The sequence below is a fragment of the Pseudomonas sp. RIT778 genome (genome assembly GCF_019718735.1).
GTDB lineage: Bacteria > Pseudomonadota > Gammaproteobacteria > Pseudomonadales > Pseudomonadaceae > Aquipseudomonas > Aquipseudomonas aphyarum.
On the sequence record NZ_JAIHBA010000001.1, the window covers coordinates 26,062 to 38,262 of the forward strand.

General features: G+C 62.8%; 12 protein-coding genes. 1 reads left to right on the top strand and 11 read right to left on the bottom strand.

Going from position 1 to position 12,201, the window contains the following annotated elements; translation table 11 throughout:
- The first annotated feature begins 109 nt into the window (after positions 1–109).
- Positions 110–925 carry a methyltransferase domain-containing protein gene (locus tag K5E37_RS00115; RefSeq protein WP_221532851.1) on the top strand — a complete coding sequence of 272 codons (816 nt, stop codon included), beginning with the start codon at positions 110–112 and terminating at the stop codon, positions 923–925.
- A 104-nt stretch (positions 926–1,029) separates the two neighbouring features.
- Here K5E37_RS00115 and pcaC read toward each other — a convergent pair whose 3' ends face one another.
- The 11 genes from pcaC to pcaR form a co-directional block, all read right to left on the bottom strand.
- On the bottom strand, positions 1,030–1,422 hold the full coding sequence (gene pcaC, locus K5E37_RS00120; protein ID WP_007957838.1) for a 4-carboxymuconolactone decarboxylase: 393 nt from the start codon (positions 1,420–1,422) through the stop codon (positions 1,030–1,032).
- A 10-nt stretch (positions 1,423–1,432) separates the two neighbouring features.
- Positions 1,433–2,224, bottom strand: coding sequence for a 3-oxoadipate enol-lactonase (gene pcaD / locus K5E37_RS00125; protein WP_221532852.1), 792 nt, complete (start codon positions 2,222–2,224; stop codon positions 1,433–1,435).
- A 12-nt stretch (positions 2,225–2,236) separates the two neighbouring features.
- Positions 2,237–3,601 (bottom strand): 3-carboxy-cis,cis-muconate cycloisomerase, encoded by a 1,365-nt coding sequence (locus K5E37_RS00130; protein ID WP_221532853.1) that lies wholly within the window; start codon positions 3,599–3,601, stop codon positions 2,237–2,239.
- A gap of 47 nt (positions 3,602–3,648) precedes the next feature.
- Positions 3,649–4,944 carry an MFS family transporter gene (locus tag K5E37_RS00135; protein WP_085605407.1) on the bottom strand — a complete coding sequence of 432 codons (1,296 nt, stop codon included), beginning with the start codon at positions 4,942–4,944 and terminating at the stop codon, positions 3,649–3,651.
- Positions 4,945–5,164: 220 nt separating this feature from the next.
- On the bottom strand, positions 5,165–5,731 hold the full coding sequence (gene pcaG / locus K5E37_RS00140) for a protocatechuate 3,4-dioxygenase subunit alpha (protein ID WP_221532854.1): 567 nt from the start codon (positions 5,729–5,731) through the stop codon (positions 5,165–5,167).
- A 1-nt stretch (position 5,732) separates the two neighbouring features.
- Positions 5,733–6,437, bottom strand: a complete 705-nt coding sequence (pcaH, locus tag K5E37_RS00145) for a protocatechuate 3,4-dioxygenase subunit beta (RefSeq protein ID WP_221532855.1) — start codon at positions 6,435–6,437, stop codon at positions 5,733–5,735.
- Positions 6,438–6,473: 36 nt separating this feature from the next.
- Positions 6,474–7,679, bottom strand: coding sequence for a 3-oxoadipyl-CoA thiolase (pcaF, locus tag K5E37_RS00150; RefSeq protein WP_221532856.1), 1,206 nt, complete (start codon positions 7,677–7,679; stop codon positions 6,474–6,476).
- Positions 7,676–8,455 (bottom strand): CoA-transferase subunit beta, encoded by a 780-nt coding sequence (locus K5E37_RS00155; RefSeq protein WP_221532857.1) that lies wholly within the window; start codon positions 8,453–8,455, stop codon positions 7,676–7,678. The genes pcaF and K5E37_RS00155 overlap by 4 nt, the downstream gene beginning before the upstream one ends.
- A complete protein-coding gene (locus tag K5E37_RS00160; RefSeq protein WP_003222404.1) occupies positions 8,455–9,312 on the bottom strand; it encodes a CoA transferase subunit A in 858 nt (285 codons plus the stop codon). The genes K5E37_RS00155 and K5E37_RS00160 overlap by 1 nt, the downstream gene beginning before the upstream one ends.
- Before the next feature lie 194 nt (positions 9,313–9,506).
- Entirely contained in the window at positions 9,507–10,853 is a 1,347-nt protein-coding gene (locus tag K5E37_RS00165) for an MFS transporter (RefSeq protein ID WP_007957828.1), read from the bottom strand.
- Between the two features lie 295 nt (positions 10,854–11,148).
- Positions 11,149–11,991: a pca regulon transcriptional regulator PcaR gene (pcaR, locus tag K5E37_RS00170; RefSeq protein WP_007917109.1), complete on the bottom strand. Its 843-nt coding sequence runs from the start codon at positions 11,989–11,991 to the stop codon at positions 11,149–11,151.
- Positions 11,992–12,201: the final 210 nt, after the last annotated feature.

Below are 12,201 nucleotides of genomic sequence, written 5' to 3' on the forward strand. Positions count from 1 at the left end.
AGGACTCAGGTGCTCCACCCTCTTCGCTTCCGTTATCTGTGGATGTCGGTCCCCAGGACTTGGCCAGGTTGTCATCGGAAGACCCTGCTGATCACCGGAGGACGACCTCATGATCACCCGACTCAACCCCGCTCCCGTCGACAAAGACTGGGATGCCAGGGCGTACGAGCAGTTTTCCCGTCTCAGGCAACAACCGGTCGATGAACTGCTCGGCCGCGTCGAGCTGGACAATCCTCAACGCATTTATGACCTCGGTTGCGGCACCGGGATTGCCACGAAGGTTCTGGCCAATCGCTGGCCCCGGGCGCTTCTCAAAGGCATCGACAGTTCGAAAGACATGCTTCAGGTCGCCCGTTGTCTGCCGATCAGGGCGCGCTGGCAACACGCCGAGCTGCAACACTGGAAACCCCGCAAGCCGGCCGACCTGCTGTTCGCCGCGGCCGTGCTGCATTTCATCGATGACCATCAAACGCTGTTGCCGGGACTGCTTCGACACCTCAACCCCGGCGGTTGTCTGGCCGCGCATATGCCGGACTGGCGCGATGCGCTGTGGTATCGGCTGATGCTCGACACCCTCGACGATGCCGGACCCTGCGGTCGCCCCATCGGCACTGCGCAATTGCGTCAACGCATGGCGGCGCGGCCGTTGTTGTCGCTGGAGGATTACTACCGGTTGCTCGCGCCCCTGACCCAGTCGCTGGATATTTGGGAAACCGAGCAGTTGCAGGTCGTTGGCGGCAAGTCGCCGGTTTATGACTGGGTAAAAGTGTCGGCGCTACGGCCGGTGATGCAGGGACTGACGTCAGAGGAACAGGCGCGCTTCATTTATCACTACCTGATGCGGGTGCACGCGCATTATCCGCAGGAAAAAAACGGCCATACGTTGTTTGCGTTCAAGCGGATTTTCATTGTCGCCAAGGTTTGAATCGGCGCGGCAAATACCGCCATCGCTAGCAGGCTAGCTCCCACAATGGACCGCATTTCACTGTGGGAGCTAGCCTGCTAGCGATGGCGTCCGCTCAGTCGCCGTCAATCCCGGGATTCGACACCCAGCTCATCCCACACCGATTCGGCCAGATGAAAGGTCGCATTGGCTGCCGGAATCCCGCAGTAGATCGCGCTCTGCATGATCACTTCCTTGATCTCGCCACGGCTTACGCCATTGTTGGCCGCCGCCCGCAGATGCAACTTGAGTTCGCCTTCGCGGTTCATGCCGATCAGCATGGCGATGGTGATCAGGCTGCGGGTGTGGCGTGGCAGGCCCGGGCGGGTCCAGATGTCGCCCCAGGCGTGACGGGTGATCATCTCCTGGAATTCCGAATTGAACTCGGTCAGCGTGGTCAGGCTGCGATCGACGTGCGCATCGCCGAGCACCGCGCGGCGCACTTGCATGCCGTCGTCGTAACGTTGTTTCTCGTCCACGGAAATCCCCTCAATCGGCCAGCAAAAAGGTCAGCACGCGGTCGCTGAACGCGTCGCCGGCCTGAACGTTGGAAAGGTGCGCCGCATAAAACTCGGCGTACTCGGCACCGCGCACATGCTCCTGAATGAAATGCCCGCCGGACGGTGGCGTCACCGCATCTTCGGTACCGGCGATCACCAGCAGCGGCGCCTTGATCGACGACAACTGCTCACGGAAATCCGCATCGCGCACCGCCGCGCAGTTGGCGGCATAACCTTCAGGATTGGTCGCGGCCAGCATGTCGGTAATCTGCTTGGCGGCTGCCGGATTGGCGGCAGAAAAGTCCGGGGTAAACCAGCGGGCAATCGAGGCATCGCGCAACGCGACCATCGCCGCCGGGCCGTCGCGCAGCACGGTTTCGATGCGCGGGTTCCAGACTGACGGGTCGCCAATTTTTGCGGCGGTATTGCAGACGATCAGTTTGTTCAGACGCTGGCCGGCGTTGATCCCCAGCCACTGGCCGATCAGGCCGCCCATCGACAGACCGCAGAAATGCGCGCGCTCGATGTGCAGCGCATCCAGCAGCGCCAGCACGTCGCGACCCAATTGCTCGATGCTGTAAGGGCCCGGCGTCACCAGCGACTGGCCGTGCCCGCGCGTATCAAAACGCAGCACGCGAAAGTGTTCGGTGAAGGCCGGCATCTGCACGTCCCACATATGCAGGTCGGTGCCCAGCGAGTTCGACAGCACCAGCACCGGCGCATCGGCCGGGCCTTCCAATGTGTAATGCAGTTCGCCATCGGCGAGTTGAACGAAAGCCACAGCCCTCTCCTTTCAGTCAGACAATGCGTTGTGTTCGGCCACCGCTCGCTCGACCCAGACCTGCGCCTGACCGAGGTAATGGGCGGGATCGAGCAGATGATCCAGTTCGGTTGCGCTCAGTTCGGCGGTCACTTGCGGCTCGTCACCGAGTACCGCCCGCAAGTGGCGCTGTTCGGCCACCGCTCGTTTGCAGCATTGTTCGAGCAAATGATGCGCAGTGTCGCGGCCGACCCGTTGCGCGAGCACGATGCTCACCGCTTCGGCCAGCACCAGACCTTGAGTCAGTTCCAGGTTACGGGCCATACGTGCGGCATCAACCTCCAGACCGTCGGCCAGCAACCGCGCCTGTTGCAGCGCACCCGACACCAGGCAGCAGATGTCCGGCAGGGTTTCCCATTCGGCGTGCCACAAACCGAGGCTGCGTTCGTGTTCCTGGGGCATGGCGCTGAACAGTGTCGAGACCAGCCCCGGCACGCGGGTGGCGGCGCCGATCAACACCGCGGCGCCCACCGGATTGCGCTTGTGCGGCATGGTCGAGGAACCGCCCTTGCCCGGCGCCGACGGTTCGAACACTTCCGCCGCTTCGGTCTGCATCAACAGGCTGATGTCGCGACCGAATTTGCCGAGGCTGCCGGCGATCAGGCCGAGCGCCGCGCCGAACTCGACGATGCGATCACGCTGGGTGTGCCACGGTTGTTCCGGCAGGGTCAGTTGCAGTTCTTCGGCCAGCGCCCGGGCAATCGGCAATGCATGTTCGCCAAGTGCCGCGAGGGTGCCGGAAGCGCCGCCGAATTGCAGCACCAGCAGTCGCGGCTTGAGCTCGCGCAGACGCTGACGGCTGCGAGTGATTGCGCCGAGCCAACCGGCGATCTTCATGCCGAGCGTCACCGGCGTCGCATGTTGCAGCCAGGTTCTTCCCGCCAGCGGTGTGGCGGCGTGGCGCTGTGCCTGAATGGCAAAGGCGTCGGCCAGTTGCGCCAGTTCCCCTTCAATCAACGCCAGCGCCTGACGCAATTGCAGCACCAGCCCGGAATCCATTACGTCCTGACTGGTGGCGCCCAGATGCACGTAGCGCTCGGCTTCGGCATCGGTCGCGGCGATCTGTTTGCCCAACGCCTTGACCAGCGGAATCGCCGAATTGCCGGCCGTGGCAATCGCCTCGCCCAATGCTGCGAAATCAAACAGCCCCGCGCGACAGGCGTTTTCGATCGACGCGACAGCACTCTTCGGAATCAACCCGACCCGCGCTTCGGCCCGGGCCAGCGCCGCTTCGAAGTCGAGCATCGCCTGCACCCGGCCCTGATCGCAGAACACGTCGCGCATATCGCGGGCAGTAAAGTAGGCATCGAACAATTGATTGCCCGGTCGCTGAGTCATAAACAGTCCTTGCCGGCGCGGGCCGGTGTGGCCCGCGCGCATCGGTTTTAAAGGTCGTGGTGCAAATACTTCGCTTCTTTGGGCAGGCGCAGGCTGAACAGGAACGCCACGGCCATCATGATCGTGACATACCAGTAGAACGCGTTTTCCATCCCGCCGGCCTTCAGGCTCAGGGCGACGTATTCTGCCGAACCACCGAAGATCGCGTTGGCCACCGCATACGCCAGACCAACGCCGAGGGCGCGGACTTCCGGCGGGAACATCTCGGCTTTCACCAGACCGCTGATCGAGGTGTAGAAACTGACGATCGCCAGCGCCACGGTGATCAGCACAAAGGCCAGGAACGGGCTACCGACACTTTTCAGGCTGAGCAGGATCGGCACTGTGAACAGCGTGCCGAGGCCGCCGAACCAGAGCATCGAGTTACGCCGGCCGATCTTGTCGGCGAGCATGCCGAACAGCGGCTGCATGCACATGTACAGGAACAGCGCGCCGGTCATGATGTAGCTGGCGGTCTTGGCGTGCATGCCGGCGGTGTTCACCAGGTACTTCTGCATGTACGTGGTGAAGGTGTAGAAAATCAGCGAGCCGCCGGCGGTATAGCCGAGCACGGTGATGAACGCAGCCTTGTGATCGCGGAACAGTGCGCGGATGCTGCCGGCGTCCTTGTTCTCGCGCATTTCCTTGCTGGTGGTTTCTTTCAGCGAACGGCGCAGGAACAGCGAAATCAGCGCGGCGGCCGCACCGACCACGAACGGAATCCGCCAGCCGTAGGCACGCAACTCTTCTTCGGTGAGGAACTGTTGCAGGATCACCACCAGCAGCACCGCCAGCAGTTGCCCGCCGATCAGGGTCACGTACTGGAACGAGGCGAAGAACCCGCGCTGGCCCTTGAGCGCGACCTCGCTCATGTAGGTCGCGGTGGTGCCATACTCACCGCCCACCGACAAGCCTTGCAGCAAGCGCGCGAACAACAGCAGCAGCGGCGCCCAGACGCCGATGTCCTTGTAGGTCGGCAGACAGGCGATCAGCAACGAGCCGAAGCACATCATCAGGATCGAGATCAGCATCGAGTTCTTGCGCCCGTGCTTGTCCGCCACCCGGCCGAAAATCCAGCCGCCGATCGGTCGCATCAGGAACCCGGCGGCGAAAACGCCTGCCGTGTTGACCAGCTGCACCGTGGGGTTGTCGGAGGGGAAGAACGCCGGGGCGAAATAGATCGCGCAGAAGGCGTAGACGTAGAAGTCGAACCATTCGACGAGGTTGCCGGACGACGCGCCGACAATGGCGAAGATGCGCTTGCTGCGCTCTTCACCGGTGTAATGGGAGGTGAGGGTTGTCATTGTTTTTCACTCGATAGGGACAGTGAGAGTCTAGACACACTTTGCAACAGTCCCGTTCCACATTGGATCAGCAACACGGACCTCAGATCGTTCCCACGCTCTGCGTGGGAATGCCGCCATGGACGCTCTGCGTCCACTGTGACGCGGAGCGTCACGGTATGCATTCCCACGCGGAGCGTGGGAACGATCACTACTCTGCGCGGGAACGATCGGTGTTCTTTCAATAATCGAAGAACACGGTTTCCGCATCAGTGCCCTGCAGAATCACATTCCACTGATAAACCCCCGCCGCATCCGGCTTCGCCAGCAACGTGGTGCGGCGCTCGGCCGGTACGCATTCGAGCAGCGGGTCATTGACGTTCGCCGGATCGCATTCGAAGTAGATCCGCGTCAGCAAGTGCTTCACCAGACCGCGCGCGAACACCAGCACCACCAGATGCGGCGCCTGGGTCGAGCCCTTCAGGCCTTCGACCGTGCCCGGCTTGATGGTGGTGAAACGGAAGCGCCCTTCGGCGTCCACCGGCACCCGGCCAAAGCCTTCGAAATTCGGGTCGAGCGGTTTGGCCTGCTCGTCTTCCGGGTGATCGTATTTGCCGGCGGCGTTGGCCTGCCAGACTTCGAGCATGGCGTCGTTGACGACATCGCCGTTGCCATCCACCACTTGCCCGCTGATCGCCACGCGCTGGCCGAGGGTCAGTTCGTTGGCGAGGTTTTCACGGTTCAGCCAGGTCAGGCCGATGTGGTAATACGGCCCGACGGTGTGGGACGTGGTCGCAGTCAGGGTCATCTCATTTCTCCATCGGCGTGGCTTCGCGGCCGCGCAGCACGATGTCCCAGCGATAAGCGAGGGCGTAGGACGGAATGGTTTTTTCCAGATCGAAAGCGGCGATCAGGCGTTCCTTGGCCGAGGTGTCCGGCACGCAGTTGTAGATCGGGTCGTACGGCAGCAGCGGGTCGCCCGGGAAATACATTTGCGTAACCAGGCGCGTCAGGATGCTCGGCCCGAACAGCGAGAAGTGCACGTGGGCCGGGCGCCAGGCGTTGTGATGGTTGCCCCACGGATAGGCGCCGGGCTTGATGGTCTGGAACTGATACCAGCCGTCGGCGTCGGTCACGGTGCGGCCGGTGCCGGTGAAGTTCGGGTCCAGCGGTGCGTCATGCAGGTCGCGAGCGTGGTTGTAGCGACCGGCGGCGTTGGCCTGCCAGATCTCCACCAGAATCCCCGGCACCGGCAGACCGTCTTCGTCGAACACACGCCCGTGAATGATGATCCGCTCGCCGAGCGGTTCACCCTGATGCTGGGCGGTCAGATCGTTATCGGTGTCGGCCACACGCTCGGCGCCGATGGTCGGGCCGGTGATTTCCGACAGCGAATGCGGCAGAAACACCAACGGCTTGGACGGCGAGCGCAGATTGGTGGATTGATAATTCGGGTGCAGGTACGGCGGCTGGGTGCCTTCCTGCGGGCGGCGGTAACCAGGCTTGTCAGTCATTTCGCTTTCCTCTGTTCTTGTTCGTCACGGCTTGCGTCAGACGCGTTCGATGGCCAGGGCCAGACCCTGGCCAACACCGACGCACATGGTCGCCAGACCTTTCTTGCCACCGGTCTTTTCCAGCTGATGCAGGGCGGTCAGCACCAGCCGCGCGCCGCTCATGCCCAACGGATGACCGAGTGCAATCGCGCCACCGTTCGGGTTGACCTGGGCCGCGTCGTCCGCCAGCCCCAGTTCGCGCAGCACCGCCAGCCCCTGGCTGGCGAAGGCTTCGTTGAGTTCGATCACATCGAAATCGCTGACCGCCACGCCGAGACGTTCGGTGAGTTTGCGCACCGCCGGCACCGGGCCGATGCCCATCACCCGTGGCGCAACACCGGCACTGGCCATCCCGAGCACTTTGGCGCGGGCGGTCAGGCCGTGTTTTTTCACCGCTTCGGCCGAGGCCAGAATCAGCGCGGCGGCACCATCGTTGACGCCTGAAGCGTTGCCGGCGGTGACGGTCTTGTCCGGGCCGTTGACCGGTTTCAGTTTAGTCAGGGCTTCAAGCGTGGTGTCGGCGCGTGGGTGTTCGTCCTGGCTGACCACGGTTTCGCCCTTCTTGTGGGCGATCCGCACTTCAACGATTTCCTCGGCGAAGTAGCCGGCAGCCTGGGCCGCGGCAGTACGTTGCTGACTGCGCAGGGCGAAAGCGTCCTGATCCTCGCGGGAAACTTCGTAGTCGTCGGCGACGTTGTCAGCGGTCTGCGGCATCGCGTCGACGCCGTACTGGGCCTTCATCAACGGGTTGATGAAACGCCAGCCGATGGTGGTGTCTTCCAGCTTCATGTTGCGCGAGAACGCCGCATCCGCCTTGCCCATCACGAACGGCGCGCGGGACATCGACTCGACGCCGCCGGCAATCGCCAGCTCCATTTCGCCGCTGGCAATGGCGCGGAACGCCGTGCCGATGGCGTCCATGCCCGACGCGCAGAGGCGATTGAGGGTGACGCCCGGAACGCTCTCCGGCAGACCGGCCAGCAACAGCGCCATGCGCGCGACGTTGCGGTTGTCTTCGCCGGCCTGGTTGGCGCAGCCGAGAAATACTTCGTCGATGGCGCTCCAGTCCACCGACGGATTGCGCTCCATCAAGGCCTTGATCGGCACAGCGGCCAGATCGTCAGCGCGAACAGCAGCCAGACCGCCACCGAAACGGCCGATGGGGGTACGAATCGCATCGCAGATATAAACGTCGCGCATCATGCTTCTCCCGGTGCCTGGCCGTGGGCCGCTGCGGTACGGGCTTCGAGATCGCGCAGGGCGGTCAGCTCGACCTCGGTCGGTTCGGCAGTGGTGGCGACGCTGTCGGCAAAACGGATCGCCCAACCGGTGGCGGCGACCACTTGCTCGCGGGTCACGCCCGGGTGCAGTGCGGTGACCACGAATTCGTGGGTGCTCTCTTCCGGCTCCATGATGCACAGGTCGGTGATGATCCCGACCGGCCCGGCGCCCGGCAGGCCCAGACGTTTGCGCGAATCGCCGCCCTCGCCATGTCCGACCGAAGTAATGAAATCGAGCTTGTCGACAAACGAACGTGCCGACTGTTTAAGGATGATCAGCACGCTTTTAGCGGAGCCGGCAATTTCCGGCGCGCCACCGGCACCGGGCAGGCGTACTTTCGGCTGGTGATAGTCGCCGACCACGGTGGTGTTGATGTTGCCGAAACGGTCGACCTGGGCTGCGCCAAGGAAACCGACGTCGATGCGTCCGCCCTGCAACCAGTAGCGAAAAATTTCACCGGTCGGCACGACAGTGTCAGCGGTTTCCGCCAGTTCGCCATCACCGATCGACAGTGGCAACACGCTGGGTTTGGCGCCGATAGGGCCGGATTCGTAGATCAGCACCACGTCCGGTGACGAGGTCAGGCGCGCCAGGTTGGCGGCTTTCGACGGCAGGCCGATGCCGACGAAGCACACCGAGCCGTTCTTCAGGCGACGGGCCGCGGCGACGGTCATCATTTCATTGGTGGTGTAAGTCATTACTTGGCCTCCGAAGCAGCGGCCAACTTGGCCTGGAACTCGCTGAAGTCAGCGCAGCCATGGATGTATTCGTTGATCCACGCGGTAAACGTCTCACGGTCGCGGGCGATCGGATCCCACGCCTGATAGAAGCGATTGTCACGCTCGGTGTAACCGTGGGCGTAGGAGGGATGCGCGCCACCGGGTACGTGGCAGACCGCGCTCAAGGCCCAGGTCGGCAGCACGCAGGCGTTCATCGGGGCGTTGAGGTTGTCGACGATTTCTTCGACGGTGACGATGCAACGCTTGGCGGCCAGTGCAGCTTCTTTCTGCACACCGAGGATGCCCCACAGCAGCACGTTGCCTTGACGGTCAGCCTTCTGGGCGTGGATCACGGTCACGTCCGGACGCACCGACGGCACCGCCGCCAGCACTTCACCGGTGAACGGGCAAGTCACGGATTTGATCAGCGGGTTGACCTTCGGCAGGTCGGAACCGGCGTAGGCCCGCAGTACCGCGAACGGTAGGCCGGAGGCACCGGCGACGTAGGCGTTGGCCAGGTCGGCGTGACTGTGTTCTTCGATTTCCAGCGCATGCGGCCATTGCTTCTCGACCGCGTCGCGCAGACGGTGCAGCGAACCCACGCCAGGGTTGCCGCCCCAGGAGAAGATCAGCTTGCGTGCACAGCCGGCGCCGATCAGTTGGTCGTAGATCAGGTCAGGCGTCATCCGCACCAGGGTCAGATCTTTCTTGCCCTGACGAATGATTTCATGACCCGCCGCCGTAGGGATCAGGTGAGTGAAGCCTTCGAGCGCGACGGTGTCGCCGTCGTTGACGAATTGCTTCACCGCGTCGTGCAGCGAAAGGATCTCAGCCATGGAGCGGGCTCCTGTTTTTGTAATGAATCGCCAGTGATAAAAAGGCGCGAGGTTCTGCGCCGGAGTCACTGAAGATTAAGCCGCTGATTTTCGCCAAACAATCCGATAATCGACTGAGTGTTCGTTTATCGAACAGATTGTTATCTGCCTAATGATCACTCCCGCACCGCGTGCGGGAGTGATGGACGTGGATATCAGGTCGCGTCCGCGTGACTGACCAGGCCCTTGATCACCACCGCTGCCGTGGCCAGCCCGGCCGGGATCACCAGCGCTGTCAGCACCTGTTCGAAATTCCACCCCAGGCCCAACAGGGTCGCGCCCATCCACGCCCCGAGAATCGCGCCGAACCGGCCGATCCCGAGCATCCACGAGACACCGGTCGCCCGGCCCTGCGTCGGATAAAACCGCGCTGCCAGCGACGGCATCGCCGATTGCGCGCCGTTGACGCACATGCCCGCCACCAGCACCAGCGTCGCCAGCAGCGTGATGTTGCCCAGGCTCTGCCCCACCGCGTAGGCAAACACTCCGGCCAGCAGGTAGAAAATGCCGATCACCTTGTGCGGATTGAAGCGGTCCATCGCCCAGCCTACGCCGACCGCGCTCAACACCCCGCCGAACTGGAACAGCGCGCCGATAAACGCCGCCTGCTCCATGCTCGCGCCGCTGTCGCGCATCAGGGTCGGCAGCCAGCTGGTCAGCAGGTAAACGATCACCAGGCCCATGAAGTAGGTCAGCCACAGCAGCAACGTGCCGACGCTGTAGGTGCCCGAGAAAATCACCGCGAACACGTTGCGCGCTTTTACGGTTTTCTGTTCCGGCACGCTGAAACTCGCGGCTTGGGCGACGGTGGCTGGATCAATGGGCGCGAGGGTCTTGCGCACTTTGTCGGTGCCGCGATTGCGCACCACCAGATAACGCGCCGATTCCGGCAGCCAGAGCAGCAACACCACGGTGAGGATCAGCGGCAGGATCCCGCCGATCAACAGCAGACTGTGCCAGCCGAATGCAGGGATCAGCTTGGCCGAGATGAATCCACCGCCGGCCATGCCGAGGTTGAAGCCGCAGAACATGCTGGTCACCAGAAGCGATTTCTTGCGCTCCGGGGTGTATTCCGACAGCAGCGTGGTGGCATTCGGCATGCCGGCGCCCAGCCCCAGGCCGGTGAGAAAACGCAGCACCAGCAGTTGATCGACGTTGGTGGCGTAGGCCGAAGCCAGGCTGAAAGCACCGAACAGAAAAACCGCGCCGACCAGTACGACTTTTCGCCCGAAGCGGTCAGCCAACGGCCCGGAGCCCAGCGCGCCGAAGACCATGCCGATCAGCGCGGCACTCATCACCGGGCCAAGGCTGGCGCGGTCGATGCCCCAGTCCTGGGACAGGGCCGGCGCGATAAAACCCATGGCCGCGGTGTCGAGGCCATCGAGGAACACAATCAGGAAACACAGGATCACCACTCGCCATTGATAGCGCGAGATCGGTTGGGCATTGATGAAGGACTGCACGTCGAGGCAGTGACCTACAGCGGACTGAGGCTGGTTCATTATTTTTATTCCACGCAAGAAAACGCAGTCGAACGGCGGCCGGCCAGAGAGCGGCACGGTCACAACTATATAAGGAAGGAATCAGGCGTTGCGCTAATACCGGCAACAGGAACGGGAGCGGCGACAGTCGGGGAACGTGCGCATGGGAAGTTGCCTCTTGTCATTATTATGGGAGTCGACAATCCGGCGGGCTCATTCACATTCGCGCCGGATGACGCTGCCGCGACATTAATGATCCGGGGGTTTTAGCGTCAATTCGATAAACGCAACTCTGTGCGTTTATCGAACACCTTCATCAGGCAAACAATTGCGCACTGAGGTCGCGACTGGCGCTTAACAGGCCCGGCAGAAAGCGCTGCTCAAGCTCGGTGCGGCTGACGCGACCGGCGTGGGTGCTGACGTTGAGCGCGGCCACCACCTGGCCGGAAGCATCATAGACCGGCACGGCAATCGAACGCAGCCCTTGTTCCAGTTCCTGATCGACGATGCACCAGCCCTGCTGCCGCACTTCCTGCAAACATTCGAGCAAGGCGTCGGGGGTGTGGATGGTGCGGCTGGTCTTGGCGACCAGTTCGGCGTGGTCGAGATATTCGCGCAGCGACGTGTCGTCCAGCGCTGCCAGCAGGATCCGCCCCATGGACGTGCAGTACGCCGGCAAACGCCCGCCCACCGAGAGGTCCACCGAAATCAGACGCTGAGTGGTGGCCGATCGGGCGATGTAAAGAATGTCGTCGCCCTCCAGCGTGGCCATGTTGCAGGCCTCGTGCAGTTGCTCGCTCATGCGGTCGAGGTACGGCTGGGCCGAGACCGCCAGCGGCGTCGAAGACAGATAGGCGTGACCGAGGGTCAGCACTTTGGGCAGAAGCGAATAAGTGCGCCCGTCGGTGGTGGCGTAGCCGAGCTTGATCAGTGTGTGCAGGCAACGGCGCACGGCGGCGCGGGGAATTTCCGTGCGATGGCTGATCTGGGCGATGGTCAGGTGGCGCTTGCGCTCCTGAAACGCCTGCACCACCGCCAGGCCACGGGCCAGGGAGGTCATGAAATCCGGATCACCGGTCAGGGCCTGGATACGCTTGGCCGGCGAAGCGACGATCGGCGGCGCTACCGAGGTGAAGGAATTGCGCATTTGATCGTTCATGTCAGGTCCTTTTTTTCTTGTTCGGATCAACGGCTATACAAGCGGCTCGCCGGCGGATACACAAGCGACAGACCGCCAACACCGGGCGATTATCGAACCGTCGACCGATAATCGCAATCGCCCTCGCCTCCTCGGCCGGGCTGTGCAGGCCGGATTTGAACTTGGAACGCCGGTGCGGTTTAAGCGCCTTAGTTGTTCGACTAAATGGCG